This is a genomic window from Shewanella jiangmenensis (assembly GCF_018596335.1).
GTDB classification, from domain to species: Bacteria; Pseudomonadota; Gammaproteobacteria; order Enterobacterales; family Shewanellaceae; genus Shewanella; species Shewanella jiangmenensis.
The window spans coordinates 516,838-542,845 of sequence record NZ_JAHEPS010000001.1; the positions used below are offsets into that span (position 1 = coordinate 516,838).

A 26,008-nucleotide genomic window follows, 5' to 3' on the forward strand; every position below is an offset into this window, starting at 1 on the left:
CCTAGGATGCTTTTGTCGCTGCGGTTGTAAATAAAATTGTCAGAGTGATTTCACCATCGCAAGCAGCAGCGCATACCGCGCTGCCTTGCCGGTTAAAATCAGCGCAGTCGATGCCCAAAACGGCAATCTGAGGTAGCCGGCGAGCAGGCAAAGAATATCGCCAATCAGTGGTGCCCACGACAAAAGCAAACTCCATACACCATATTTTTCAATCAGTTTCATCGCATGGCGCTGCGATGCACTGAGCTTTTCAGGCTCCCACGCAACGCGCCCGAGTCGACCGAGACCAAAACTGGTGAGCGCACCCAAAGTGTTACCAAGGCTTGCCGCCACAAACAGCCCAAGCCAGAGCGAAGGCGTGTCGTTAAGCAGTGCCAGCAGCAATACCTCAGAGCCCCCCGGCAGCAGGGTCGCCGCCAGAAACGCGCCGGAAAACATCAGCCACAACGGGCCCATTACCGCACTCCTGCCATCAGGTTAATGAAAACACGCCATTTTAACGCTATAAAAACATTTCCATATATCACAATAAGTTATATCAAAAACGGTTTGTTTTGGATCTGTTTGTGCCGATACAATGCGGTTTAGACTTTCTTTTTACTGCATCAGGGCACAGGATAGGCCCGTGCTGCCGATGTTTTGCCCGCTGGTCGCATCCAGGAATTTCCCGGTTTTTTGGGCAAGGCAGCAAAGGATGACGCCAACACCGTCACCCTGCACAACTCGATTACAACGCATCGGAACACTCCATGATATTGCAAACATTGAACAAAATTCCGTTCTGGCAAAAGGTGTTGCTGGGTTTTGGCCTGGGCATTCTCACCGGCGTGCTGCTCGGTGACACAGCCACAGCCCTTAAGCCTCTGGGCGATCTGTTTATTGCCGCCATCAAGATACTGGTTGCGCCGCTGGTGCTGTGCGCCATCGTGGTCAGCATCACGTCTTTGGGTAACGCCTCCAACCTCAAGCGCCTGAGTATTAAAACCCTCGGCCTGTTTATGGTCACCGGCACCCTGGCATCCTTGATAGGACTCGCGGTCGGCAGCAGCTTTGACATGGGCGGCAGTATGCAGCTTGCCACCTCAGAAGTGCGCGAGCGGGTGGTGCCTGGTTTTGCTCAGGTGCTGCTGGACATGATCCCGGTAAACCCCTTTGCCTCACTTGCCGAAGGAAAAGTACTGCAAATCATCGTATTTGCAGCGCTTATCGGTATTGCCATCAACACAGTCGGCGAAAAAGCAGAGCCGCTGAAAAAGGTGTTTGAAGGCGGCGCCGAAGTGATGTTCCAGCTTACCCGCATGGTTCTCAAACTGACCCCCATCGGGGTATTTGGTCTGATGGCCTGGGTTGTTGGCGCCTACGGTCTGTCGACCCTGCTGCCGCTTGGCAAGTTTATTGTCGCCATCTATGTGGCGGCTATTATCCATATCCTGTTTGTTTACGGCGGGTTTGTGAAATTTGCCGCGCGCCTGAGCCCGCTGCAGTTTTTCCGTAAAGCCATGCCAGCTCAGCTTGTGGCTTTCAGCACCGCATCGAGCTTCGGCACCCTGCCAGTGACCACCAAGTGCGCCGAGTCCATGGGCGTTTCCAAGCGCTACAGCGCCTTTGTACTGCCGATGGGCGCGACCATGAACATGGATGGCTGCGGTGGTATTTATCCCGCGATTGCGGCCATTTTTATCGCCCAGATTTACGGCATTCCGCTGGATATGACCGATTACCTGCTGATTGCGGTAACGGCAACTGTGGCATCGGTCGGTACTGCCGGCGTGCCCGGCAGCGCCATGGTCATGCTGACCGTGACCTTGGGTGTGGTTGGTCTGCCGCTTGAAGGCATCGCCTTTATCGCCGCCATCGACCGGGTGATTGACATGATACGTACCTGCACCAACGTAACCGGCGACATGATGACCGCCGTGGTGGTGGGCAATTCAGAAGGTGAACTGGACCGCGAGCGCTTTTATGCCGATGACGAGTCTGGCCAAGCTGCACAAAGCTGACGCGCCCTGGCATTAATAGCCAATGACAAAGCCATCGCCCCCGCGATGGCTTTTTTGTATCCGCCACACACAAGCGACAAAGGTTTACCCCAGTACGCTCAGTCTTTACGGTCTTTACGCGCGCAGCGCTGTTCTAGTCCACCGACGCTCAGGGCTGTTCAATGAGGCCAGATTGACGCTACACTGGGCCGACTACCCTTAAGGATATCAGGCTGTTGCCATGACCCGACTCTTCCTGCTGCCGATCATTCTGTGCCTGCTGTGGATGGCATTTCTGCGCTTTAACCGCGTTCCGCTCGCCAAGGGGAAAACCGGCTTTATCTATATCATCGCCATCAGCGGCACCCTGACACTGCTTCTTACGCTGCTGATGTGGCTCACCAGACATTAAAAAAGCGCCCTTGGGCGCTTTTTTCCTCTTTCGGTGCCATCTCGGTACCATTTCGGTACCACGTTGTTGTCAGATGGCCGGTGTCAATTAATCAATGCCGGCTAGCCGATGTCTGTTATCCCAATACTGCAAGCAAAATCCCCGCCGCCACCGCACTGCCAAGCACCCCGGCCACATTGGGTCCCATGGCATGCATCAGGAGATAATTATTGGGATTAGCCTCAAGCCCCACCTTGTTGGCCACCCGCGCCGCCATGGGCACGGCAGAAACGCCCGCTGCGCCAATCAAGGGGTTCACTTTACCGCCACTGAGTTTGCAAAGAAGCTTTGCCATCAATACCCCGGCCGCCGTGCCGATGGAGAAAGCCACCGCGCCAAGCACCAGAATGCCGAGCGTCTCGAGCCGCAAAAACTGCTCTGCCGACAGTTTTGACCCCACCGCAAGGCCAAGGAAAATCGTGACGATATTGATAAGCTCGTTCTGGGCTGTGTTGGAAAGCCTGTCCACTACACCGGATTCGCGCATCAGATTGCCAAGGCAGAACATGCCCACCAAGGGAGTCGCCGCCGGCAAAAAGAGAATTGTCAGCCCAAGCACCATCAGCGGGAAAAAGATCTTCTCTTTTTTACTCACATCCCGCAGCTGCTCCATCTTGATGGCGCGCTCCTCCTTGGTGGTGAGCGCACGCATGATGGGCGGCTGGATAATGGGCACCAGTGCCATGTAAGAGTAAGCCGCCACCGCGATGGCGCCGAGGAGCTCGGGCGCAAGCTTGGTCGCAAGGAAAATCGCTGTCGGACCATCCGCGCCGCCAATGATGGCAATCGCAGCCGCATCCTGCAAAGAAAACTCAAATCCGGGCACCAGGTTAAGCGCGATGGCGCCAAACAGAGTCGCGAAAATGCCAAACTGGGCCGCCGCACCCAGCAGCAAGGTTTTCGGGTTGGCGATAAGGGCACCGAAATCAGTCAGCGCGCCGACACCCAGGAAAATCAGCAGCGGGAAAATCCCGGTTTCCAGCCCCACATGGTAGAGGTAATAAAGAATTCCCCCTTCTTCGGTAAAGCCCGCATTGGGAATATTGGCAAGCACGGCGCCAAAGCCAATCGGCAGCAGCAACAGAGGCTCAAAGCCGCGGGCGATGGCAAGGTACAAAAGCACCAGGCCCACGCCCATCATCAGCACTTGCCCATAGGTAAAGTGGGCAATGCCCGTTTCAGCCCAAAAGGCCATCAATCCATCCATGATTGCCTCCTCAGGCCAAAGATAACAGTGAGGCGCCAACCGCCACTGAGTCGCCTTCCTTCACCCACACCCTGGCGATAACGCCATCGGCCTGAGCACGGATCTCGGTTTCCATTTTCATGGCTTCGAGAATAATGACCACGTCACCGGCCCTTACCTGCTCGCCGGGCGCCACATGTACCTTGAAGATATTGCCAGACAGCGGCGCACAAAGGGCTTCTGTCTCGGTGCCACTGTGACTTGGCTGCGCAGATGGCGCGGATGGCGTAGCGATAGGCGCTGCAATGCTTGACTGGGTGCCATCGGCCGCCTGGATCTGGCGGATTTCACCACCATCTGCCACTTCAACCACATAACGCTGGCCATCCACAGTGACTGTGTAAGTTTGCGGGCCGCTTTCAGCCTTGGCAGTGGCAACCTTATCCTTGACCGCCGAGGGCGCAGGCTCAAAGGCGGCCGGATTATGGCGGTTTTTAAGGAACTGAAAACCGATTTGCGGAAACAGCGCGTAAGTGAGTACATCATCATCCAGCCCTTCGCACAGCTGCACGCCTTCGGCTTTGGCCTTGGCGGTAAGCTCGGTGCGCAGCCTGTCAAGCTCCGGCGGCAGCAGATCGGCCGGGCGGCAGGTAACAGGTGCCGCGCCTTTGAGGACCCGAGCCTGCAGCTCGCTGTTCACCGGCGCAGGTGTCGCACCGTATTCCCCCTTAAGCACACCTTCGGTTTCCTTGGTCAGCGACTTATAGCGCTCACCGGTGAGCACGTTGATAACCGCCTGGGTACCGACAATCTGCGAGGTTGGGGTAACCAGCGGCAAAAAGCCCAGATCTTCACGCACCCTCGGGATTTCATCCAGCACCAAATCAAGCTTATCGGCAGCGCCCTGCTCTTTCAGCTGGCTCTCCATATTGGTGAGCATGCCGCCCGGAACCTGAGCGCGCAAAATGCGCGAATCAATGCCCTGCAGCGCCCCTTCAAACTGAGCGTATTTTTTCCGCACCTCACGAAAGTACGCGGCTATTTCTTCCAAAAGCGCCATATCCAGATTGGTTGACCGCTCTGTGCCTTCGACCATGGCAACCAGGGTCTCGGTGGCGCTGTGGCCATAGGTCTGGCTCATGGAAGAAATCGCGGTATCGAGTACGTCGATACCGGCCTCAATCGCTTTTTGATAGGTTGCGGTAGAAAGCCCGGTGGTGGCATGGCTGTGCATGGCCAGCATCAAACCGGTCTGCGATTTAAGCCGGCTCACCAGTTCAAAGGCTTCCATCGGCCGCAGCAACCCGGCCATGTCCTTGATACACAATGAATCGCAGCCCATGTCTTCGAGGCGTTTTGCCATATCCACCCAGGTGTCCAGGGTGTGAACCGGACTCGTGGTATACGAAATGGTGCCCTGGGCATGGGCGCCAACCTGCTTAACGGCCCGCACCGCTTCACGCAGGTTACGCACATCGTTCATCGCATCAAAAATCCGGAACACATCCATGCCATTGTCATGGGCGCGCTCCACAAAGCGGTGCACCAGATCGTCACCATAGTGGCGATAACCGAGCAAATTTTGACCACGAAGCAACATCTGCATCGGCGTATTGGGCATGGCTTGCTTAAGCAAACGCAGCCGCTCCCACGGGTCTTCCCCCAGATAACGGATACAGGCATCAAAGGTTGCGCCGCCCCAGGTTTCCAGCGACCAGTAACCGACCTGATCAAGCTTGGCGGCTATCGGCAGCATGTCTTCAAGACGTAAACGGGTCGCAAGCAAAGATTGGTGGGCGTCGCGCAGCACCACGTCGGTGAGGGCTAAAGCTTGAGTCATGAACGTCCCTCCCGGGCGCGATGTTGTTGAATGGCAGCAGAAATCACTGCTACGAGTTTGGGGTCAAGGTTTGGCTGTGTTGGCACGGCTTTGGCGCGGCCGGTCGCCGCCGCAGGTGCTGCGCTGGGAGCAAAGCGGCTCGCCAGCAGCTTAAGCCCCAAAATGAGCATGCCAAGAAACAGGTAAACCAAAACCATACCAAGCACCATGATCCACAGGGCATCCGCCATCTGCTGCATCACCGATGTCATGTCACCACCTCCGCTGTCGCTGGCTGCATATTGCTACTTGCATTAGTAGGTGAATGAAAAATCAACTTCAAAGCCTTAAAGCAATTAGTTATGCAGCTAGCGTGGATAAAAAACAATAAATCAGCTATCAGATAACCATCGATTAACAGCCATGGCAAGCCGATGTAAATTGGTCATACCAATGACAAGCAAAACCTTGCTGGTTTTTGAACATTTCCCAAAAAGGCCACCAATAAATTATGGAAAGCAGAATCGAAAAGGAATAAACCGACAATTTGATGATTTAACTTGCCGGTAGAATGATGAAACTCATGGGTGCTGCACGGAGAAAGTGGATAAGGCGTGAAGTGGATACAACCGGCCTGAGAGACTGGCTGAGAATGCCTGGACACACTGCTGCAGCGCTCACGCGCCGTCGATGCCAGCAAGAGCGAATAGCAGAAGCAGCAATGGCGGCAGCTACGGATAGTGCAAGCAGCGACCGGCGGCAAACTTAACCCGATACAGCTGATACCGGAAACACGGATGAAATCAGCGAGCCTGACCGATAAGACTGGTGTGCAGGACGAGCAGAAAAGAAAAAGCCCCTGATTTCTCAGGGGCTTTTAATGTGGCGCGCATGGAAGGAGTCGAACCTCCGACCGCCTGGTTCGTAGCCAGGTACTCTATCCAGCTGAGCTACATGCGCAAATTTTTTAACTCGCGGACCAATGCCCTATGAGTATAGTAAAGAATGGCGGAGAAGGAGGGATTCGAACCCTCGATGGGAGATAAAGCCCATACTCCCTTAGCAGGGGAGCGCCTTCGGCCACTCGGCCACCTCTCCGCGAATTTGGCGCGCATGGAAGGAGTCGAACCTCCGACCGCCTGGTTCGTAGCCAGGTACTCTATCCAGCTGAGCTACATGCGCTTGAATTCGTTCAATCTTTAGAGACTTTTGGCGCGCATGGAAGGAGTCGAACCTCCGACCGCCTGGTTCGTAGCCAGGTACTCTATCCAGCTGAGCTACATGCGCGTTTCAAAAAGTCTGTGCAGTAATCGGTTAATCTGAAGTGGCGCGCATGGAAGGAGTCGAACCTCCGACCGCCTGGTTCGTAGCCAGGTACTCTATCCAGCTGAGCTACATGCGCGTTGATACTATCAGATAAACAGAAAAAAGAAGTGGCGCGCATGGAAGGAGTCGAACCTCCGACCGCCTGGTTCGTAGCCAGGTACTCTATCCAGCTGAGCTACATGCGCGAATTGTATTCTTTACTGCTAAAAACGAAAAAAGGTGGCGCGCATGGAAGGAGTCGAACCTCCGACCGCCTGGTTCGTAGCCAGGTACTCTATCCAGCTGAGCTACATGCGCACACTTTTTAACGCTTTAAGAAAATGGCGGAGAAGGAGGGATTCGAACCCTCGATGGGAGATAAAGCCCATACTCCCTTAGCAGGGGAGCGCCTTCGGCCACTCGGCCACCTCTCCGGTTTTCTTGGCGCACATATTACTGTTTGAAGAAAATAAGTCAAACCCTTTTTCCCAATGCTCAGCTGATTGTCCTGTTTTTAATCACATGCTTAAAACCCGCACAGCATCAGCCTTTGCACCGTTTGACGCCTTCCCTGCCCGGGCGCCCAAAATAAAAAAGCCAGCACAAAGCTGACTCTTCTATTGTCTTGTAAAACTGTTTTGTAAAACCGTCTGGTCAAACACTCCCGCAGGAGCAGAAAACAGTCTCAGTAGTTGCCGCCGTCTGGCGTGCCTGTTTTCTCAGATTGGATCCGCTGGTAGATCTCTTCGCGGTGAACAGACACTTCTTTTGGTGCGTTCACACCAATGCGCACCTGATTTCCCTTTACACCCAGCACTGTCACTGTGACTTCGTCACCGATCATCAGTGTTTCGCCAACTCGACGTGTCAAAATCAGCATTCGCTTGCTCCTTAGGTCCTATTCCATACGCCAGGTTAAGACGCCTGGACATTGCATTATTATAAAGTCAGCTTAGTACAAATTATAGTATTGAATACCAAAACGTTTGGATATTCATACTTTATTGAGGTTGAACGCTCTGTGCAGACTTCTGACCGCCTGTTGCAGGTCCTTCTCATCAATCATGACTGACAGTTTGATTTCCGCTGTCGAAACCAATCTGACGCGAATATTCTGTGCCGCCAACAACTCGGTGACTCTCGCCGCCAGCTCGGCCATTACAGGTTTGCCGGTACTGATAAGCGACACCTTGGCAAGCTCAGTTTCGTAGTTTACCGCGCCCAGCGCATGGGCGCCGGTCAATGTATCAATCAGCGCCAGCACCTTATTCACTTCAGCCTGCGCCAATGAAAAACTCAGCATGCGCTCCGAGGGTTGCTGCGCCACCAAATCGGTGTCGACACAGGCGTCGGCCAATGTTTTAAACAGCGCTACTTCAGCCGGCGGGTTATCTACAACCCCTGATACCGAGACTAGCCCCTGGCCACGGCTTACTGCAATACCTACAATGCCGGAAACTGTGTGATCTGGCTCATCAAACCGGATTAAGGTACCGCTACCGGGTTCAAAACTCGACAGCACCCGCAGCACCACACCATGACGGCGGGCACAGGCAACGCTGTCCGGATGCAGCACCTTGGCCCCCTGGCGTGCCATTTCATACATGGCCTCGAAGCTGATGCTGTCGAGTTTCTGTGCGTTGGGGTCGATGTTGGGATCTGTGGTAAACACGCCGCACACATCGGTAAAAATCTGACACTCAGCTGCATTCAGCGCCGCTGCTACGGCCACCGCTGTGGTGTCCGAGCCACCGCGGCCAAGCGTGGTGATATTACCCTCGCCGTCCACGCCCTGAAAACCGGCGATAACCGGCACAACACCGGCATCGAGCAGCCCAATCAAGCCATTGGTTTCAACCAGCTCAATGCTCGCGCGGCCAAACTGGTTATTGGTGCGGATTTTCACCTGACTGCCAAGCAAAGAGCGCGCCTTGATGCCACGGCGCTCCAGCGCCATCGCCATCAGGGCAATGCTGACCTGCTCACCGGCGGTCACCAGCATGTCCAGTTCACGGGCAGAAGCAACCGGATCAATATTTGCCGCCATGGCATACAGACGATTGGTTTCGCCCGCCATGGCCGACAACACCAACACCTGACGCTCACCCTCATGGTGTGCGCGGGCAATGGCATCGGCCACCGCCTCAATGCGCTCGAAGGAACCGACTGAGGTTCCGCCGAACTTCTTTACATTTATTTTTGTCACAAAAAGCCTGCTACTGCTCAGACTGACATTGGGGTTGGTCAACCCTTGGGGGTTGACCCAAGGGAGTTACAGACGCTCGGTCAGCCACGGCAGCACTGTGGAGAGTGCCGCGTCCAGCTTGGCAGGCTCACTGCCACCGGCCTGCGCCATATCAGGGCGACCACCGCCTTTACCGCCAACCTGCGCTGCGACCATAGCGACCAGGTCGCCAGCTTTAACCTTAGCGGTAACATCGGAAGTGACACCGGCGATAAGGTTCACCTTATCGGCAGAGGCAACGGCCAGCAGCACCACGCCGGATTTAAGCTTTTGCTTAAGCTCATCCTGCAGACCACGCAGCGCACCCGCTTCAACGCCATCAAGCTTCTTCACCAGCACTTTCACGCCGTTGATTTCCTGCGCGTCACCGGCAAGGTCGGCGCTCGCGGCAGCGGCGAGCTTGTCTTTAAGCTGCGCGTTTTCTTTTTCGAGCTGTTTCGCTTTATCAAGCTGCGCCTTAAGCTTGGCGACCACCGAGGCCACATCGCCCTTAAGAAGCGAAGCGGCTTCTTCAAGCTCGGCTTGCTGCTGGGCAACAAACGCCATCGCTGCCGCGCCAGTCACGGCTTCGATACGGCGGATACCTGCGGCAATACCGCCTTCAGAGGTGATCTTAAAGAGACCAATATCACCGGTACGGCCAACGTGGGTACCACCGCAAAGCTCGATAGAGAAGTCACCCATGGTCACAACACGCACCTTGGCATCGTACTTCTCACCAAAGAGTGCCATGGCGCCTTTGGCCTTGGCTTCTTCGATGTCCATCTCGGCGAAATTCAGCTCGTGGTTACGACGAATTTGGGTATTCACCAAATCTTCAACCGCTTTAAGCTCTTCACGCTTAACGCCTTCAAAGTGAGAGAAGTCGAAACGCAGACGCTCAGGGTCTACCAGCGAGCCTTTCTGGGTCACGTGGGTGCCCAGCACCTGACGCAGCGCGGCATGCAGCAAGTGAGTCACTGAGTGGTTAAGCTCGGTGCGATGGCGAAGCCTTTTATCGACCATGGCCTTGAGGCTATCGCCAACCTTAACGCTGCCACTTAGCAGCTGGCCCTTGTGACCAATGCCCTGACCAAACTTTTGCGTATCAACAACGCTGATCTCTACGCCCTCAGCCAGCAGTTGGCCCTTGTCACCAACCTGACCACCGGATTCGGCGTAAAAAGGCGTGTTATCGAGCACCACAACCAGCTCAGCGCCCGCTTCAGCAGCATCAACAGATTCGCCATCACGGTAAAGGGCAACCACTTTACTCTCGGTGGCAAGCTCGGTGTAACCACAAAAATCGGTGCTGGCATCAATTTTCAGTGCAGCGTTGTAATCGGCGCTGAACTGACCTGCGGCCTGAGCGCGGCTGCGCTGCTCAGCCATGGCGGCGGCAAAGCCTGCTTCATCGACTTTAAGATTGCGCTCGCGGCACACATCGGCGGTCAAATCCACCGGGAAGCCGTAGGTGTCGTACAGTTTGAATACGGTGTCGCCGTCCAGGGTATCGCCCTTAAGGTCGGCAAGGGCGGCGTCCAGCATGCCCAAACCACGCTCAAGCGTGCGGGCAAACTGCTCTTCTTCAGCTTTAAGCGCCTTTTCCACAATCGCCTGGGTCGCGGCCAAATCTTTGGCTGCATCGCCCATGGCTTCAACCAAGGTCGGCACCAGTTTGTAGAAGAAGGTGTCAGTGGCGCCCAGTTTGTTACCGTGGCGTACGGCGCGGCGGATAATGCGGCGCAGCACATAACCACGGCCTTCGTTGGATGGCATTACGCCATCGGCAACCAAAAAGGCGCAGGAGCGGATATGGTCGGCAATCACGCGCAGTGATTTGTTTTCCAGGTCAGTCACGCCAATAACTTCGGCGGTCTTTTTGATAAGCTTTTGGAAAATATCGATTTCGTAGTTTGAGTGCACGCCCTGCATAATGGCAGCGATACGCTCAATACCCATGCCGGTATCCACCGCAGGTTTTGGCAGCGGCTCAAGCTTACCATCGGCATGACGGTTGTACTGCATGAAAACGATATTCCAGATTTCGATAAAACGGTCACCGTCTTCTTCCGGGCTGCCCGGACGGCCACCCCAAATATGAGCACCGTGATCGTAGAAAATCTCGGTACATGGGCCGCAAGGACCGGTGTCGCCCATCTGCCAGAAGTTGTCAGACGCAAAAGCGGCGCCTTTGTTGTCGCCGATGCGGATAATATTTTCCGCGGCAACACCAATCTTCTTATTCCAGATTTCGAACGCTTCATCATCTGTGTGGTACACGGTCACACACAGCTTTTCTTTTGGCAGCTTCAATGTGCCGGTGAGGAATTCCCAGGCGAAGCGGATCGCATCTTCTTTAAAGTAATCACCAAAGCTGAAGTTACCCAGCATTTCAAAGAAGGTGTGGTGACGTGCGGTGTAGCCGACGTTGTCCAGGTCGTTGTGCTTACCACCGGCGCGCACACAGCGCTGGGCCGTGGCCGCACGGACGTAGCTGCGCTTTTCCATGCCCAGGAAGCAGTCTTTGAACTGGTTCATACCGGCGTTGGTAAAAAGCAGTGTTGGATCGTTACCGGGAACCAGGGAGCTACTGTCTACAACCTGGTGACCCTGCTGCCTGAAATACTCAAGAAAAGCACTGCGAAGCGCGGCTGTGGTTTGATACATGAAAACGTCCTGCGTTGGAAAAGTCAGATTCGACAAGTCGCGGCCACATCCACGGGGCAGCGACAAAAATTTGGGGGTCATTATAACCAAAAGCTTTCGCAAGAAGATAGCGCAGCCATCAGGAAAACCCGCGCTGGCGCGCCGCTTATCAAGGCATCAACCGAAGAAAGAGCGCTGGTTAAGGTAGGTATAAAACCGAGGTTAGTATTTGCCAGCATCGTAAATGAATTGAGACGCTGAAAAGTGCGCCAAAAGCTGCAACCGACAGTGGCATTCTGCTGTGGATCGCACCTCTCTTCATCTACGGGCAAGTGTCGATAACGTCATAGCCAAATGCGTCATAGCCAAATGCGTAGTAGCCGAGAGCGCAATATCTGAGAAATGACAGCAGCGAGATAACAGCCGCGAGATAACGTGAGATAACGCGAGATAAATAGTCAGGTCGGTTGTGGGCGCCTACTGCCCAAGGCCGCTTCAAGGCAATGCCCAAACCTTGGTGGTGTGTTCAGGCTAAAGCGAACGAACAGGCCATAAAGTCAGCCGTATGCAGCGGAGGTTTAGGGAACAAAAGAAAGCACTGGTTCAGCGGCCCTTTACAGACAAGAGCTGATGACACCAAAACACAGAATGTTATATGAACTTCAATTTTTTAGGCAAAGCACTAAAGGCAAGATAAGTACCAAAATAGCGAATAGCGCCGACGTGTCGAATAGCGCCAAAGTCTTGAGCAGCGCTAAGGCCAAAGAAACAGTCAAACTGTGAAAGAAACACAGTGCACCGACAATGAATGGTATAAAAATAAAGGCGGCAACAGATACCCAAACGAACTAAAAGATAAAAACGTCAGGGAAATTCAGTGCGCTGTTCAGCTGAATCACGGTTATCTTAGTCAAGGTTATCTTAGTCAAGGTTTTTTTAGCCAAGGTTATGGCCGTCAGGGTTATCGCCGTCAAAGCTGTCGCAGTCAAAGGCATCCGTGTCAACATCAAGTGCTTTGGAAATCTGGTCAAAGCCAAATCCCTGCCCGACCAAATACCGAACCCGCCTTGCTCTGTCTTTGGCATCCACCGGCTTACCGGCACCAAACTTTTTCAGCGCCTTGGCTCTGGCAAGGGCATACCAGTCTACATCACTGGCATCCAGGCTTTGCGCTATCACCTCTTTATCCAGGCCTTTGGCAATCATCGCCTGTTTAGCCCGTGCCAGCCCCTGACCTTTTGCGACCGCAGTTCGAAGCACAGAGTTACCAACACGGCTGTCGCAGAGATAGCCCCTGGCCTCACAATCATCAAGCGCCTTGTCGGCTGCAATCGACTCACACCCCTTGGCGATAAGCTTGACCTTAAGCTCAGCTCGGCCGTGGTCACGCCGAGCAAGCAGCGCAAGCGCCAGCTTCATGGCATCGGGTGCTTCCTGCTCGGTTTGTGTGGCAGCACTTTTTGCGCGCGACTTAAACATTTTAGCTCCTTTAAGCAGTGTTCTGGCGGTACTGAGCTTTGCGCCGGATTCACGGATACTCGGCTCTAACTTACTCAGGTATGCTTTGGCTTTGGCTTTGGCTTTGGCTTTGGCTTTGGCTTTGGCTTTGGCTTTGGCTTTGGCTTTGGCTTTGGCTTTGGCTTTGGCTTTGGCTTTGGCTCTGGCTTTGTTCCGGGTAAACTTCCCCTTGTCACTGCGCAGGCTTAACTGAGCAGCACTTTAACCAAGTGCCGCTTGAATACGGCACAGGCTTAATCTTGCCTCAGGTCAATCTTTGCGTCAGATACATCTTGGCTCAGCTCAGTCCTTGGCTCAGTCCTTGGCTGAGTTTAATCCTTGGCCGCCAAGGCTTGGCAATTCCGCAGGTTCTGATATCAAGGTAGAGGTTAACTCTGCAGCCAATCACTCAAGCTCTGATTTCTGTGCCTGTTGGGTCTATTAATTAGTCCTGTGCCAAAAAGTCATCAAAGCTGAAGATAAAGCCCAAACGCACCCCAGAATCCTATACACTTAAACACCTGGAAACCTGGAAACCTGGAAACCTAGAAACCTAGAAACCTAGAAACCTGATGCTGCGAGAGAAGGGCTGATGTAAGAGAAAAGCCCTGACGAAAGAGAGAATCCAGCTGTAAAAAACACCCGGCCAGACGAGAAAACCACGCCCCGAAGAAAAGGTGTTGGTTACACCTAAGGGCAAAGAGTGAGGCCAAACCACGCCTAAATGCCAGAAAACGGACACCCGACGAGAAAGCGGCAAGAAAAAAAGCTTGGGCTAAGCCTGTAAGCATTGCAGGCTTAGCCCACCTCTCTTTAGACAGACAGGTGTCTAAAGAGAGCTATCTATTACAGCGGGACTTAAAACACTTCACCGGTTTCAAAGTCGATGTTTTCATCGCCATCTTCAGAAGCATTGGCTGTAGAAGAGCCGTGGTTGGAAAGCAGCATTTCTCTTAAGGTACGCTCGATTTCACCGGCCAGCTCTGGATTCTCGGCCAGATACTTGGTGGCATTGGCGCGGCCCTGACCAATTTTGTCACCCTTGTAGCTGTACCAGGCACCTGACTTTTCAATCAGCTTGTGCAGTACGCCAAGGTCAACCAATTCACCGGTGCGGTTAATGCCCTGACCGTAAAGGATCTGGAAGTCAGCCTGACGGAATGGTGCTGCAATCTTGTTTTTAACTACCTTAACGCGGGTTTCGTTACCCACCACTTCTTCACCTTCTTTGATAGCGCCGGTACGGCGGATATCAAGACGCACAGAAGCATAGAATTTCAGCGCGTTACCACCTGTGGTGGTTTCTGGGTTACCAAACATCACACCAATCTTCATACGGATCTGGTTGATGAAAATCAGCAGCGTGTTGGACTGCTTGAGGTTACCTGCAAGCTTACGCATGGCCTGGCTCATCATACGGGCAGCAAGGCCTACGTGAGAGTCGCCGATTTCACCTTCGATTTCAGCCTTGGGTACCAGGGCGGCCACCGAGTCGACGATGATAACGTCAACGGCGCCGCTGCGGGTCAGGGCGTCACAGATTTCCAGTGCTTGCTCACCTGTGTCTGGCTGAGAACAAAGCAGGTTATCGATATCGACCCCAAGTTTGCGGGCATAAACAGGGTCCAGCGCATGTTCGGCGTCGATAAAGGCGCACACTTTACCCTGGCGCTGCGCAGCAGCAATCACTTCAAGCGTCAGAGTGGTTTTACCGGAAGACTCAGGGCCGTAGATTTCAACGATACGTCCCATTGGCAGACCACCGGCACCAAGGGCCACGTCCAGAGCCAGCGAGCCGGTGGAAATGGTTTCCACGTCCATGGAGCGGTCTTCACCGAGCTTCATAATGGAGCCTTTACCAAATTGCTTTTCAATCTGGCCAAGAACGGCGGCAAGTGCTTTCTCTTTATTTGGATCGATTTTCATGGTTCCCTCTCACACAGCAAAAGCTGCGACGATGCAACGGTTTAGCGCTATGCAGGCAAAAGCCCTGTGTATTTGTACATATTGAAAGCTAGTATACTGTACAATCATACAGTATCAACCCCTGTACAAAATAAATTTCGTACAGCCGCTTTCTGATGTCGTCAGGGTGTTGAATTGAAAAGGATCACTTTGACGCAAAACTTGGTAGACTGGGCGCCATATTGCATATCCCCAGCGGCGCATAACCACAAGTGAGCGTATCCACAGCGGCATCAACAGATGATTTGAATCTGCTGATAGCAAAAATGTGGTCAGCCAATCCCAGCCTTGGGCACTTCGTGGGCGCACAGATCAACAGCCGCGCAGATATTCCAGAGATAAGCTGATATTCCAGAGAAATGATGAACAGTACAGACTTGGACGATTTGGAAAAACATACCCCTATGATGCGTCAGTATCTGACCATGAAGGCAGCACACCCGGATATGCTGCTCTTCTATCGCATGGGGGATTTTTACGAACTCTTTTACGATGATGCCAAACGTGCCTCTGAAATGCTGGCTATCAGCCTGACCGCCCGCGGCAAAAGTGGTGGCGATCCTATTCCTATGGCCGGTATTCCTTACCATGCGGTGGAGGGCTACCTTGCCAAGCTGGTTCAGCAGGGGCAATCGGTTGCCATTTGTGAGCAAATTGGTGATCCGGCCACCTCTAAAGGTCCGGTCGAACGTAAGGTTGTGCGGGTAGTAACGCCTGGCACCCTGACCGACGAAGCCCTGCTGCAGGAGCGCCAGGACAATCTGCTCGCGGCCGTGTATCAGGGCAAAGTGGGCTACGGCTATGCTACGCTCGATGTTGCATCCGGCCGCTTTGTGATTGCAGAGCTGCCAAGCCGCGAAGCACTGGAAGCCGAGCTTCAGCGCACAAGCCCTGCCGAGCTTCTGTACAGCGAAGACTTCCCGGATATGACTTTAATCAACCATATCAAGGGCAAACGTCGCCGTCCTGAGTGGGAATTTGATTACGATACCTGCATCCGTTTGCTGCTTGAGCAGTTTCAGACCCGCGATCTGCATGGTTTTGGCATCACAGATGCGCGTTTGTCTCTGCAGGCCGCCGGCTGTCTGATGCAATACGTGCGCGATACCCAGCGCACCGCACTGCCCCACATCAATTCCATCGTGCGCTTTAATCAGGGCGACAGCATTATTCTTGATGCCGCGACGAGACGGAATCTCGAGCTTACCATAAGCCTGTCGGGCTCGCGGGAAAACACCCTTGCCAGCGTGCTCGACAATACCGCCACCGCCATGGGCAGCCGCATGCTGCAGCGCTGGATCCATCAGCCACTGCGTAATCATGATCTGGTGCGCGCCCGACAGGGCGCGGTGGCTGAACTTCTTGAAACCGGGCTTTACGAAACCCTGCGAGGTGAGCTTAAAGCCCTTGGCGACGTCGAGCGAATTCTGGCAAGGCTTGCTCTGAGAAGTGCCAGACCACGGGACTTTGCCCGCCTTCGGGATGCGCTCGGGATATTGCCGCAAATCAAGTCCACACTGGAGTCGGTAAACGCCCGTCATCTTAAATCTCTGGCGCTGCTCCTTGGGGAATTTCCGGCCGAATATGATCTGCTCTGCCGCGCCATTGTTGATAATCCGCCGGTGCTTATCCGCGATGGCGGCGTCATTCGCGAAGGCTACCACAGTGAACTGGATGAGTGGCGCAATCTCAGCAATGGCGGCATCGACTATCTTGAGCAGATGGAGCTGCGTGAAAAAGAGCGCACCGGACTTGCGACCCTCAAGGTCGGCTTTAACCGGGTCCACGGCTATTACATCGAGGTAAGCCGCGCCCAGTCAGCTTTGGTGCCTATCGCGTATCAGCGCAGACAAACCCTTAAAAATACCGAACGTTACATTACGCCTGAGCTTAAAGAATACGAAGAAAAGGTGCTCTCAAGTCAGGGCAAGGCGCTGGCGCTCGAAAAAATGCTGTGGGATGAGCTTTTCGATCTCATACTGCCAAAACTGCACGAACTGCAGGATTTTGCCCGCGCTGCGGCCGAGCTCGATGTGCTTGCCAACTTTGCCGAGCGCGCCGATGCCTTTAATTACCATTGCCCGGAACTCAGTGATCTTGCCGGCATCCATATCGAAGCCGGTCGCCATCCTGTGGTTGAGCGGGTCAGCCAAAGCCCGTTTATTCCAAACCCGGTTGAGCTGTCCGGCGCGCGGCGCATGCTGATAGTTACAGGCCCCAATATGGGCGGTAAGTCGACCTACATGCGCCAGGTCGCCCTTATCACCCTGATGGCCCATATCGGCAGCTTTGTGCCTGCCGAACGCGCGGTGATTGGCCCGGTTGACCGGATATTTACCCGCATCGGTGCCAGCGATGACCTTGCCTCCGGCCGCTCGACCTTTATGGTAGAAATGACCGAAACGGCCAATATTCTGCATAACGCCAGCAGCGAAAGTCTGGTGCTGATGGATGAAATCGGCCGCGGCACATCGACTTACGATGGCTTATCACTGGCTTGGTCGGCGGCTGAGTATCTGGCCCACAAGCTGAAAGCCATGACCTTGTTTGCCACCCACTATTTCGAACTGACTCAGCTGCCGGAGCTGATTGCCGGCGTGCATAACGTCCATTTGGATGCAATTGAACATGGCGACACCATCGCCTTTATGCACGCAGTGCAGGAAGGCGCCGCCAGCAAAAGCTATGGCCTGCAGGTCGCGGCATTGGCCGGCGTCCCCGCTGTGGTTATCCGCGCCGCCAAACACAAGTTGCATCAGCTTGAGAGTCGCGACCACAGTCAGGGCGATACCAGGCAGCACAGCCTGCCGCTTACGCCGCCAAGTGAACCATCGAAGGTCGAAGAGAAACTGCGTCAACTGCAGCCGGATGAGCTAAGCCCACGGGAAGCACTTGAGCTGCTGTATGAGCTCAAGCGGATGCTGTAAGCCTGAAGTAACACAAAACAAAACGCCTCCTAATGGAGGCGTTTTTATTGCCACAAGCTCACTGCATCAGGTCCTAAACAGGGCCTCGACCGACAGCCCTTGGGCACTCAGAATGTCGCGCAGGCGCTTGAGGGCTTCCACCTGAATTTGCCGCACCCGCTCCCGGGTTAAACCAATTTCGGCGCCAACATCTTCGAGAGTCGAAGGCTCGTAGCCGAGCAGTCCAAAACGGCGTGCCAACACTTCGCGCTGTTTGGAATTGAGTTCATTGAGCCAATTCACCACAGAGCAGGAAATATCTTCATCCTGCACCTGAAAGTCGGGACCAACTGAATCATCATCGGGCAGCACATCGAGCAAGGCTTTGTCATTGTCACCACCGAGCGGCACATCCACCGAGGTGATTTTTTCATTGAGCTTAAGGGTACGACTGACATCGACACTGGACAGCCCCAGTTTGGCGGCAATTTCTTCCGCTGTCGGCTCATGATCGAGCTTGTGCGCCAGCTCACGGGCAGTACGCAAATAGACGTTGAGCTCTTTCACCACATGAATTGGCAGACGTATAGTGCGGGTCTGATTCATGATGGCGCGCTCAATGGTTTGGCGGATCCACCAGGTGGCATAGGTGGAAAAACGGAATCCTCTTTCAGGATCAAACTTTTCAACGGCACGAATAAGGCCAAGGTTACCTTCTTCAATCAAGTCAAGCAGTGCCAGACCACGGTTGTTGTAGCGACGCGCTATTTTCACTACAAGACGAAGGTTGCTTTCAATCATGCGGTTACGTGACTTTTCACAGCCACGCAGTGCTTTACGGGAATAATAAACTTCTTCTTCCGCGCTCAGCAGGGGGGAAAAACCTATCTCGCTCAAATAGAGCTGAGTGGCATCAAGATTGCGTTGTAAATCGTCCTGGACCTGATGTTCCAGTTCGAGTTCCTGAACCAGATCAACTTCTTCACCTTCCACATTGGCTTCAAGTTCTGGCTCGCTTCCGGAAAAATCTACAAGCTCATCGGCAACAAGAGTATTGTTTTTCAAGCTCATAATTAACTCTCCCAAACCCTAAATTAAACAATAAGTTCCTACACTTTTTCTTCCTCCAATTGCCAAAATGGCTGCCAAAAATTATTGCTTCGGCAAATATTTGAGCGGGTTAACCGATACGCCGTGAAGGCGGATTTCAAAGTGCAGCACCACATGCTGCGAGTCGGTATTGCCCATGGTTGCAACTGTTTGTCCTACGGACACCTGCTGCTTTTCTGTCACCAGGATCTTGTCGAGATGGGCATAAGCACTGAGAAAGTCTTCACTGTGCTTGATGATAACGAGATTGCCGTATCCTCTGAGCGCATTGCCGGCGTATACCACGCGGCCTTCAGCTGCAGAGCGGATCGGATCTCCCCGTCTTCCCGCAATTTTGATCCCTTTACTCCCCTGCTCTCTTGCAGAGAAGGAGCCCACCAGTCGTCCCGTCGCCGGCCACATCCAGCGCGCTACCTGATCCGGTAGGCCATCTGTCTGGGTAGCATCTTGGTTAGATTTTTGTTGTGAACTTGTTACAGAGTAATCAGCTTTATTCTGCTGATCAAGCGTTTTTTTTGACGCCGCCGCACCGGCGCCAGCAGTAGCACTTGCTGAGTTACCACTTTGTTTTTTATCGCGTTTTTCAGAAGAACCCGAACCACGCGATTGATTATTGACACCTTTAGTTGCAGATGTTGATTTTGTAACATTTGCCCTGGCGCTCAGGGATAATGTCTGCCCTGGGTAGATGGTGTACGGTTTATTTAATTGATTAATCTTGGCTAATTCCAGGTAATCCGTTCCAGCGGCCCAGGCAATCGAGTAAAGCGTATCGCCTTTTTTCACCCGATAGCTGTCACTGGTCAGACTTCCCCGTGAAAGTGCAGATTTTTTCTTGGAGCCGGCGGTTTCGACCGGTGCTGGGGCATGGGATTGCAGGCTGCAACCAACGAGTGCAGCCAATATCAAGCAAAGGAGTGTCAGTCGGAACATGGCTTGTCTCCCTTACGACATCTTCGAGATTCAGGCTAACAAGCCATTGATGAGAGGAACAAACTTTACTGATTCAACCACGTCGGAAACAAAGTCTGCCCCGCGGCGGCTAATGGCCATCAGCTGCTGCGAATCGTCCCCCACGGGGATCACCAGCAGCCCGCCGTCGCTGAGCTGCTCGAGCAGTGCCGATGGCACGGTTGCGGCGGCCGCTGTCACCATGATGGCATCAAACGGGCCACGGTTTGGCCAGCCCTGCCAGCCATCACCGTACTTAAATGAAACATTGTGCAAATCAAGCCACTTAAGCCGCTGCCTGGCCTGAATCTGCAGCGCCTTAATCCGCTCTATGGTACAAAGCTCGGGCACCAGCTGCGCTAAAATGGCGGCCTGATAGCCAGAGCCGGTTCCCACCTCAAGCACCCGGGTCGGGCGGCGGCGCATAATGAGTTCGGTCATACGCGCCACTATGTAAGGCTGGGAGATAGTTTGCCCCTGCCCTATCGGCAGGGCGGTGTTTTCATAGGCCTTGTGGGCCAGCGCCGGGTCGAGAAACAGCTCCCTTGGGGTATTGGCAATGGCCTGCAACACGGCATTGTCACGAATACCCGCTTCATGGAGCTTTTTAGCCAGATTGATTGCCACCGTCGACCCGGTTTGCTTCATATCTTCTCTATCCAGTTTGCCAATGCGTTCAGTTGACTGTAAGCCGTTAGATCCACTGTCAGCGGTGTTATGGAAACATAGCCTGCGGCCACGGCGCCAAAGTCGGTTCCCTCACCGGCATCCAGCTCTTCACCGGGGGGACCAAGCCAGAAAATCTCGCGGCCGGCGGGATCTGTGGTTCTGACCACACCTTCAGCCCTGTGCCTGGCGCCAAGGCGGGTGACCTTGATGCCTTTGATTTGCTCAAGTGGCAGATCGGGCACGTTCACGTTCAGGATCTGATCCGCCGGTAACGGATGCGCCTTCAACCCCTCAACAATCCGCACCGCAATTTGTGCGGCGGCATCGTAATGTTTGGGCGCACGGGCCGACAGCGAAATGGCGATGGCGGGAAAGCCCTGAAAACGCCCTTCCATGGCCGCCGCCACTGTGCCGGAATAGAGGGTATCATCCCCCATGTTGGCGCCGGCATTGATGCCCGACACCACCAAATCCGGTTCAGCGTCGCAAATTTCACGGATTGCGATATGCACGCAATCCGACGGCGTACCATTCACTGAGATATAACCATTGTCTAACCTATTAATTCTCAATGGATTAGTCAAGGTTAACGAGTTGCTTGCAGCAGAACAATTGCGATCAGGTGCCACCACTTCGACACTGGCGATGGCTTTTAAGGCCTCCGCCAGCGCCTTGATGCCGGGGGCATGCACCCCATCATCATTACTGACCAGCAGTTTCATCTTGGCCGCCCTGCTCTGCCTCTTTGGCATCTCGCTCAGCGATTGCTGCACGCCACTCCAGCTCTTTCACGTCCTGATAATCACACAGCTCACGCAGCACACTGGTGGCAAAGGCGCCGGCCGGCAGACAGAAATCCAGCGTCACGGCATTGCCGTCAACCTTGTATGACAGCTGCTCGGGTCTGAGCAGCAGCGCGCGCCGCTCCTGCGACAATCCTTCTTTTTCAAGGCCATCGCGCTCAAGGGCAAATGGCAAGAGCACCTCGGCTTCAAATTCGCCTGCCTGACCAACGGCCAGCGGCAGACCACGGCCCCAAAGCGGCACCGACAGCTGAATGTCCTGCTCGGCAAGGCGCTTGGTTAGGGTGTCATCCCAGCTTTCTGCGGTAAAGAAGCTGCGTGAGCCCGACAGCATCACGCAATCGCCCTCGATGGGCGCGGCGCCAAAACGCGTAAGACGGGCACTTGCTACCTGATTAAACAGCTCAGAGCGCACCGCCGAGAGATACAGGCTGCGCTTGTTTTTGTCTTTGACTTTACGGCCCTGAAACATCTGCCGCGCCTTGATAAGGTTACCGCCATCATGGCCAAAGCGCTGCTCGCCAAAGTAGTTCGGTACACCGCCCTGCTCGATTTGCTTAACGCGCTCTACCAGCGCCTGGGGGTTACTGACATTACGCAGCACCAACGTGAAACGGTTGCCGGACAGCGCGCCGGTACGCAGCTTTTTGCTGTGGCGGGCAAACGACAGCACGGTAAGTTGCTCGTTACTCATGGCCGCCCAATCCGGGGTTTCTTTGCCGGGAATACGCACGCCAAACCACTGTTCGGTAATGGCGTTTTTGTCTTTCTGACCGGCAAAGGTCACTTCTTTGGGATGCACGCCGGCAAACTTCGACAGCATCTCAGCCACCTGCGCCGTGTTAAGGCCATCCTTACGAATATGGATAAGATGGTGCTCGCCTTCGCCTTCAGGCACAAAAGGCAGGATTTCCTTCACCTGAAAGTCGCTGTTGTGGCTGCGAATATCGGCCTTAACTTCCGGCTTGCCGTACAAATAAAAGAGCTCAGACATGGGTTTCTCCGCTGTTAATCATTAAAACCACGGCTTCGACCGCAATGCCTTCTTTACGGCCGGTAAAACCCAGTTTTTCGGTGGTGGTAGCTTTGACGTTGATATTGCCGATGTCGGTGGCAAGATCGTCCGCAAGCACGGCGCGCATCGCTTCGATATGCGGCAGCATTTTTGGTGCCTGAGCTATGATGGTCACATCGAGGTTGCCGATAGCAAAGCCACGCTCACCGGCAAGCTTAAAACAGTGGCGTAACAGCACCCGGCTGTCTGCGCCTTCGTATGCGGCGTCGGTGTCCGGAAAATGCTTGCCAATGTCACCCAGTGCCATGGCGCCGAGAATGGCGTCGCTGATGGCATGCAGCACCACGTCGCCATCGGAGTGGGCGATTAGGCCGGTTTCATAGGGCACTTCTACCCCGCAAAGGATTAGCGGGCGCTCGGCGCCAAACTTGTGCACATCAAAGCCGTGGCCAATTCTGAACTTCATCGGGTTTCCTTAACTGCTAATTTGCTCAGCCGCCTGCTGGGCCTGTAGAACCTGCTGGGCTTCTAAAAATAGGGCCGCCAGCTGTAAATCGTCCGGATGAGTCACCTTGATATTGTCGGCGCGGCCACTGACAAGCCCGGGGTGTACCCCGGCCCACTCCATTGCCGACGCCTCGTCTGTGATAACAGCCCCGGCAGCCAGCGCCTGTTCAAGGTTGTGTTTTAGTGCACTCGCATTAAAAAGCTGCGGCGTGAGCGCGTGCCAGAGCGCGTTTCGGCACACGGTTTCGCTGATTGCGCCATCGCCGCCTGCGCGCTTCATGGTGTCACGCACCGGCATGGCCAAAATGGCGCCCTGCGGAAAACGGCTGCGACTGGCAAGCAGCGCATCTATATCTGTATGGGTGAGACAAGGGCGCGCAGCATCGTGCACCAGCGCCCAGTCCGCTTCGCCAAACACATCAGAGCCTAAGGCAGACAGCACAGAGTCGGCGCGCTCTTTGCCGCCGCGCGCTTTCACCAGTTTGGGATGACCTGCCTCGGGCAAACTGTCAAACCAGCTATCGCCCTCACCCAGTGCCACCACCACGATATCTATGCCGGGATGGCTTAACAGCCTGCGAAGGGTGTGCGACAAAATTGGCGCGCCGCACAGGGGCAAATACTGCTTGGGTACGGCCGCCCCCATCCTTGCGCCTATGCCGGCGGCAGGGACAATCGCAATCACACGCCCTTGGCAAGCCTCGGGTTTAACATCATCGGAGAAAATTGCGGTCATTGATTTTCCTGCAGGTCCTGAGTGCGGGACTCGTTCCCTACCACCCGGAAGAAGGTCTCTCCCTGCTCCACCAATCCCAATTCGTTACGTGCCCGCTCTTCCAGCGCTTCAGTGCCGCTTTTAAGATCCAGAATTTCCTCTTTCAGCACCTCATTGCGCTCAAGCAAGGTGGCATTACCTTCTTTTTGCACCACAATTTTATCCTTCAGTGAGAAATACTCACTCAGGCCATTGTCGCCAAACCAGAGTCGGTATTGCAGCAGCGCCAGCAGTGCAAGCAAAGCGAAAACGAATTGCTTCATGGTTTACATGGGAGTTGGATGAATTTGGGGAGATATTACAACAAAAAAGGCCACCTTGGGGGTGGCCTTTTACGCATTCAGTCAATTTTTATCAGGCGATTAGCCCTTAGGGAAGGTGCGAACAAGTCCTCGCACAGCTCTGGCTTTGATAGCGACGACGGTTCAAGGCATTCAACTGAAAGCATGCCGAGGCCTGCTGAAGTTGAATAACGATGAAATGGAGTGGCTAGCAAAGCCCCGCAGGGCGTGGCTTACAATGGCATCTGCGACGTTACAGTTCTTGCGAAGGACTAGGGCCATTCGCAGCGAACTGTGCCTTGCATCTATCCACTGTAAGCTCACGCAGAGCAAGCACGGGACTTATTCGCACCTTCCTTGGGATTGATTTGGTTCAGGCTGCCAGACAATCAGCAGCCTTTTCAACCTGTACCCTGGGATTAACCCTTGGCGTTGATTTCTTTCAGGCCGCGGTAAGGCGCCTTCTCACCCAGTTGCTCTTCGATACGCAGCAGCTGGTTGTACTTGGCAACACGGTCAGAGCGGCACAGTGAACCAGTCTTGATTTGACCGGCAGCGGTACCTACGGCCAGATCGGCAATGGTCGCATCTTCGGTTTCACCTGAGCGGTGAGAGATAACGGCGGTGTAACCGGCTTCTTTAGCCATACGGATAGCGGCCAGAGTCTCGGTCAGAGAACCAATCTGGTTGAACTTGATAAGGATTGAGTTGGCAATGCCCTGCTCAATACCACGGCTCAGGATCTTGGTGTTGGTTACGAACAGGTCGTCGCCCACCAGCTGCACTTTGTCGCCGAGGATTTGGGTCTGGTAAGCCCAGCCATCCCAATCAGACTCGTCCAGACCGTCTTCGATAGACACGATTGGGTACTGCTCGGTCAGTGACTTAAGGAAGTCAGAGAAACCGTTTGAGCTGAATACCTTACCTTCGCCGGACAGGTCGTACTGACCGTCTTTGTAGAACTCAGAGGCAGCGCAGTCCAGCGCCAGAGTCACGTCGGTGCCGAGCTTATAACCGGCAGCTTCAACGGCTTCTTTGATAACAGCCAGCGCGTCGGCGTTGGAAGCCAGGTTTGGCGCAAAACCACCTTCGTCACCTACGGCAGTGTTCAGGCCCTTGGCCTTCAGTACTTTCTTCAGGTTGTGGAAGATTTCGGCGCCCATACGCAGGGCTTCACGGAAGCTCTTGGCGCTCACTGGCTGCACCATGAACTCCTGGATGTCCACGTTGTTGTCAGCGTGCTCACCACCGTTGAGGATATTCATCATAGGTACAGGCATGCTGTACTGGCCTGGGGTGCCGTTCAGCTCAGCAATGTGAGCGTACAGAGGGATGCCTTTGGCGGCAGCAGCGGCTTTGGCAGCGGCCAGAGACACAGCCAGAATGGCGTTGGCGCCCAGCTTGTCTTTGTTCTCGGTACCGTCCAGTGCAATCATGATGCCATCGAGCTCAGCCTGAGCGGTGGCGTCTTTACCCAGCAGGGCTTCACGGATAGGACCATTTACGTTGTCAACGGCCTTCAGCACGCCTTTACCCAGGTAACGGGCTTTGTCGCCGTCACGCAGTTCCAGCGCTTCGCGGCTACCGGTAGAAGCACCGGATGGCGCAGCCGCCATACCAACAAAGCCACCTTCCAGGTGTACTTCGGCTTCCACGGTTGGGTTGCCGCGTGAATCCATGATTTCACGACCGATCACTTTGATAATCTTAGCCATAATGTCCTCGATTTAGTCTTGATTTAAAGGTTAAGTTAAAAGAAAAACCCATACCCATCTCAGCGCTACATTGAGCTCATGTATCTAATTGAATGCACCCTGATATGGGTATCTGATTTTTCTGTATTTTTGTGCCATCGCTTATTTAGCAACGGCGAATAATTGACCGCAGAGAACAAAAAAGCCGGTACTGCCATCGCG

Annotated in this window: 22 protein-coding genes and 8 tRNA genes; 4 read left to right on the top strand and 26 right to left on the bottom strand. The window is 54.2% G+C overall.

The window, feature by feature from the left end:
- Window positions 1-39 precede the first annotated feature (39 nt).
- The gene (locus tag KJI95_RS02285; protein WP_214505546.1) at window positions 40-456 is read right to left on the bottom strand and encodes a YqaA family protein; all 417 of its coding nucleotides are present in this window, start codon (window positions 454-456) and stop codon (window positions 40-42) included.
- A 293-nt stretch (window positions 457-749) separates the two neighbouring features.
- Between KJI95_RS02285 and KJI95_RS02290 the strand changes: the two genes are divergently transcribed.
- The gene (locus KJI95_RS02290) at window positions 750-2,000 is read left to right on the top strand and encodes a dicarboxylate/amino acid:cation symporter (RefSeq protein WP_214505547.1); all 1,251 of its coding nucleotides are present in this window, start codon (window positions 750-752) and stop codon (window positions 1,998-2,000) included.
- Between the two features lie 220 nt (window positions 2,001-2,220).
- Window positions 2,221-2,391 carry a hypothetical protein gene (locus tag KJI95_RS02295; RefSeq protein ID WP_214505548.1) on the top strand — a complete coding sequence of 57 codons (171 nt, stop codon included), beginning with the start codon at window positions 2,221-2,223 and terminating at the stop codon, window positions 2,389-2,391.
- Window positions 2,392-2,506: 115 nt separating this feature from the next.
- Here the strand turns inward: KJI95_RS02295 and KJI95_RS02300 are convergent, their stop codons facing one another.
- The 15 genes from KJI95_RS02300 to KJI95_RS02370 form a co-directional block, all read right to left on the bottom strand.
- Window positions 2,507-3,637, bottom strand: coding sequence for a sodium ion-translocating decarboxylase subunit beta (locus KJI95_RS02300; protein WP_214505549.1), 1,131 nt, complete (start codon window positions 3,635-3,637; stop codon window positions 2,507-2,509).
- A gap of 10 nt (window positions 3,638-3,647) precedes the next feature.
- Entirely contained in the window at window positions 3,648-5,456 is a 1,809-nt protein-coding gene (oadA, locus tag KJI95_RS02305; protein ID WP_214505550.1) for a sodium-extruding oxaloacetate decarboxylase subunit alpha, read from the bottom strand.
- Window positions 5,453-5,707 (bottom strand): OadG family protein, encoded by a 255-nt coding sequence (locus tag KJI95_RS02310; protein ID WP_214505551.1) that lies wholly within the window; start codon window positions 5,705-5,707, stop codon window positions 5,453-5,455. Before KJI95_RS02310 ends, oadA begins: the two co-directional genes overlap by 4 nt.
- Before the next feature lie 611 nt (window positions 5,708-6,318).
- Window positions 6,319-6,395 (bottom strand) — tRNA-Arg (locus KJI95_RS02315).
- Window positions 6,396-6,441: 46 nt separating this feature from the next.
- Window positions 6,442-6,533 (bottom strand) — tRNA-Ser (locus tag KJI95_RS02320).
- A 7-nt stretch (window positions 6,534-6,540) separates the two neighbouring features.
- Window positions 6,541-6,617: transfer RNA gene (locus tag KJI95_RS02325), tRNA-Arg, on the bottom strand.
- 28 nt (window positions 6,618-6,645) lie between these two features.
- A tRNA-Arg gene (locus tag KJI95_RS02330) sits at window positions 6,646-6,722 on the bottom strand.
- 38 nt (window positions 6,723-6,760) lie between these two features.
- Window positions 6,761-6,837, bottom strand: a tRNA-Arg gene (locus KJI95_RS02335).
- Between the two features lie 32 nt (window positions 6,838-6,869).
- Window positions 6,870-6,946 (bottom strand) — tRNA-Arg (locus tag KJI95_RS02340).
- Window positions 6,947-6,981: 35 nt separating this feature from the next.
- Window positions 6,982-7,058, bottom strand: a tRNA-Arg gene (locus tag KJI95_RS02345).
- Between the two features lie 24 nt (window positions 7,059-7,082).
- Window positions 7,083-7,174, bottom strand: a tRNA-Ser gene (locus tag KJI95_RS02350).
- 251 nt (window positions 7,175-7,425) lie between these two features.
- Window positions 7,426-7,620 carry a carbon storage regulator CsrA gene (csrA, locus tag KJI95_RS02355; protein ID WP_214505552.1) on the bottom strand — a complete coding sequence of 65 codons (195 nt, stop codon included), beginning with the start codon at window positions 7,618-7,620 and terminating at the stop codon, window positions 7,426-7,428.
- Between the two features lie 114 nt (window positions 7,621-7,734).
- Complete coding sequence (locus KJI95_RS02360) at window positions 7,735-8,946, bottom strand: aspartate kinase (protein WP_214505553.1); 1,212 nt, start codon at window positions 8,944-8,946, stop codon at window positions 7,735-7,737.
- 66 nt (window positions 8,947-9,012) lie between these two features.
- Window positions 9,013-11,634: an alanine--tRNA ligase gene (gene alaS, locus KJI95_RS02365; protein WP_214505554.1), complete on the bottom strand. Its 2,622-nt coding sequence runs from the start codon at window positions 11,632-11,634 to the stop codon at window positions 9,013-9,015.
- Between the two features lie 915 nt (window positions 11,635-12,549).
- On the bottom strand, window positions 12,550-13,032 hold the full coding sequence (locus KJI95_RS02370; RefSeq protein ID WP_214505555.1) for a regulatory protein RecX: 483 nt from the start codon (window positions 13,030-13,032) through the stop codon (window positions 12,550-12,552).
- Here KJI95_RS02370 and KJI95_RS02375 point away from each other — a divergent pair.
- The gene (locus KJI95_RS02375) at window positions 13,031-13,324 is read left to right on the top strand and encodes a hypothetical protein (protein WP_214505556.1); all 294 of its coding nucleotides are present in this window, start codon (window positions 13,031-13,033) and stop codon (window positions 13,322-13,324) included. The genes KJI95_RS02370 and KJI95_RS02375 overlap by 2 nt on opposite strands.
- Window positions 13,325-13,968: 644 nt before the next feature.
- Here the strand turns inward: KJI95_RS02375 and recA are convergent.
- Window positions 13,969-15,036, bottom strand: coding sequence for a recombinase RecA (gene recA, locus KJI95_RS02380; RefSeq protein ID WP_214505557.1), 1,068 nt, complete (start codon window positions 15,034-15,036; stop codon window positions 13,969-13,971).
- A gap of 401 nt (window positions 15,037-15,437) precedes the next feature.
- On the opposite strand from recA, the gene mutS reads away from it, so the two are divergent.
- Entirely contained in the window at window positions 15,438-18,002 is a 2,565-nt protein-coding gene (mutS, locus tag KJI95_RS02385; protein ID WP_214505558.1) for a DNA mismatch repair protein MutS, read from the top strand.
- A 66-nt stretch (window positions 18,003-18,068) separates the two neighbouring features.
- On the opposite strand, the gene rpoS is transcribed toward mutS, so the two are convergent.
- From rpoS to eno, 9 genes are all read right to left on the bottom strand, one after another.
- Window positions 18,069-19,052, bottom strand: a complete 984-nt coding sequence (gene rpoS / locus KJI95_RS02390; RefSeq protein ID WP_214505559.1) for an RNA polymerase sigma factor RpoS — start codon at window positions 19,050-19,052, stop codon at window positions 18,069-18,071.
- 81 nt (window positions 19,053-19,133) lie between these two features.
- The gene (locus KJI95_RS02395; RefSeq protein WP_214505560.1) at window positions 19,134-20,024 is read right to left on the bottom strand and encodes a peptidoglycan DD-metalloendopeptidase family protein; all 891 of its coding nucleotides are present in this window, start codon (window positions 20,022-20,024) and stop codon (window positions 19,134-19,136) included.
- Between the two features lie 30 nt (window positions 20,025-20,054).
- Window positions 20,055-20,690 carry a protein-L-isoaspartate(D-aspartate) O-methyltransferase gene (locus KJI95_RS02400; RefSeq protein ID WP_214505561.1) on the bottom strand — a complete coding sequence of 212 codons (636 nt, stop codon included), beginning with the start codon at window positions 20,688-20,690 and terminating at the stop codon, window positions 20,055-20,057.
- Window positions 20,687-21,433 (bottom strand): 5'/3'-nucleotidase SurE, encoded by a 747-nt coding sequence (surE, locus tag KJI95_RS02405; protein WP_214505562.1) that lies wholly within the window; start codon window positions 21,431-21,433, stop codon window positions 20,687-20,689. Before surE ends, KJI95_RS02400 begins: the two co-directional genes overlap by 4 nt.
- On the bottom strand, window positions 21,414-22,508 hold the full coding sequence (gene truD / locus KJI95_RS02410) for a tRNA pseudouridine(13) synthase TruD (RefSeq protein WP_214505563.1): 1,095 nt from the start codon (window positions 22,506-22,508) through the stop codon (window positions 21,414-21,416). The genes surE and truD overlap by 20 nt, the downstream gene beginning before the upstream one ends.
- Window positions 22,501-22,995: a 2-C-methyl-D-erythritol 2,4-cyclodiphosphate synthase gene (ispF, locus tag KJI95_RS02415; RefSeq protein ID WP_214505564.1), complete on the bottom strand. Its 495-nt coding sequence runs from the start codon at window positions 22,993-22,995 to the stop codon at window positions 22,501-22,503. Before ispF ends, truD begins: the two co-directional genes overlap by 8 nt.
- 9 nt (window positions 22,996-23,004) lie before the next feature.
- The gene (gene ispD, locus KJI95_RS02420) at window positions 23,005-23,772 is read right to left on the bottom strand and encodes a 2-C-methyl-D-erythritol 4-phosphate cytidylyltransferase (protein WP_214505565.1); all 768 of its coding nucleotides are present in this window, start codon (window positions 23,770-23,772) and stop codon (window positions 23,005-23,007) included.
- The gene (gene ftsB / locus KJI95_RS02425) at window positions 23,769-24,074 is read right to left on the bottom strand and encodes a cell division protein FtsB (protein ID WP_214505566.1); all 306 of its coding nucleotides are present in this window, start codon (window positions 24,072-24,074) and stop codon (window positions 23,769-23,771) included. Before ftsB ends, ispD begins: the two co-directional genes overlap by 4 nt.
- Window positions 24,075-24,511: 437 nt before the next feature.
- On the bottom strand, window positions 24,512-25,807 hold the full coding sequence (eno, locus tag KJI95_RS02430; RefSeq protein WP_214505567.1) for a phosphopyruvate hydratase: 1,296 nt from the start codon (window positions 25,805-25,807) through the stop codon (window positions 24,512-24,514).
- Window positions 25,808-26,008: the final 201 nt, after the last annotated feature.

Bases quoted from the DNA above. Each gene is read 5' to 3' on its own strand.
- KJI95_RS02285 (WP_214505546.1), bottom strand. From the start codon at position 456: ATGGGCCCGTTGTGGCTGATGTTTTCCGGCGCGTTTCTGGCGGCGACC.
- KJI95_RS02290 (WP_214505547.1), top strand. From the start codon at position 750: ATGATATTGCAAACATTGAACAAAATTCCGTTCTGGCAAAAGGTGTTG.
- KJI95_RS02295 (WP_214505548.1), top strand. From the start codon at position 2,221: ATGACCCGACTCTTCCTGCTGCCGATCATTCTGTGCCTGCTGTGGATG.
- KJI95_RS02300 (WP_214505549.1), bottom strand. From the start codon at position 3,637: ATGGATGGATTGATGGCCTTTTGGGCTGAAACGGGCATTGCCCACTTT.
- oadA (WP_214505550.1), bottom strand. From the start codon at position 5,456: ATGACTCAAGCTTTAGCCCTCACCGACGTGGTGCTGCGCGACGCCCAC.
- KJI95_RS02310 (WP_214505551.1), bottom strand. From the start codon at position 5,707: ATGACATCGGTGATGCAGCAGATGGCGGATGCCCTGTGGATCATGGTG.
- csrA (WP_214505552.1), bottom strand. From the start codon at position 7,620: ATGCTGATTTTGACACGTCGAGTTGGCGAAACACTGATGATCGGTGAC.
- alaS (WP_214505554.1), bottom strand. From the start codon at position 11,634: ATGTATCAAACCACAGCCGCGCTTCGCAGTGCTTTTCTTGAGTATTTC.
- KJI95_RS02375 (WP_214505556.1), top strand. From the start codon at position 13,031: ATGGCATCGGGTGCTTCCTGCTCGGTTTGTGTGGCAGCACTTTTTGCG.
- KJI95_RS02370 (WP_214505555.1), bottom strand. From the start codon at position 13,032: ATGAAGCTGGCGCTTGCGCTGCTTGCTCGGCGTGACCACGGCCGAGCT.
- recA (WP_214505557.1), bottom strand. From the start codon at position 15,036: ATGAAAATCGATCCAAATAAAGAGAAAGCACTTGCCGCCGTTCTTGGC.
- mutS (WP_214505558.1), top strand. From the start codon at position 15,438: ATGAACAGTACAGACTTGGACGATTTGGAAAAACATACCCCTATGATG.
- rpoS (WP_214505559.1), bottom strand. From the start codon at position 19,052: ATGAGCTTGAAAAACAATACTCTTGTTGCCGATGAGCTTGTAGATTTT.
- KJI95_RS02395 (WP_214505560.1), bottom strand. From the start codon at position 20,024: ATGTTCCGACTGACACTCCTTTGCTTGATATTGGCTGCACTCGTTGGT.
- KJI95_RS02400 (WP_214505561.1), bottom strand. From the start codon at position 20,690: ATGAAGCAAACCGGGTCGACGGTGGCAATCAATCTGGCTAAAAAGCTC.
- surE (WP_214505562.1), bottom strand. From the start codon at position 21,433: ATGAAACTGCTGGTCAGTAATGATGATGGGGTGCATGCCCCCGGCATC.
- truD (WP_214505563.1), bottom strand. From the start codon at position 22,508: ATGTCTGAGCTCTTTTATTTGTACGGCAAGCCGGAAGTTAAGGCCGAT.
- ispF (WP_214505564.1), bottom strand. From the start codon at position 22,995: ATGAAGTTCAGAATTGGCCACGGCTTTGATGTGCACAAGTTTGGCGCC.
- ispD (WP_214505565.1), bottom strand. From the start codon at position 23,772: ATGACCGCAATTTTCTCCGATGATGTTAAACCCGAGGCTTGCCAAGGG.
- ftsB (WP_214505566.1), bottom strand. From the start codon at position 24,074: ATGAAGCAATTCGTTTTCGCTTTGCTTGCACTGCTGGCGCTGCTGCAA.
- eno (WP_214505567.1), bottom strand. From the start codon at position 25,807: ATGGCTAAGATTATCAAAGTGATCGGTCGTGAAATCATGGATTCACGC.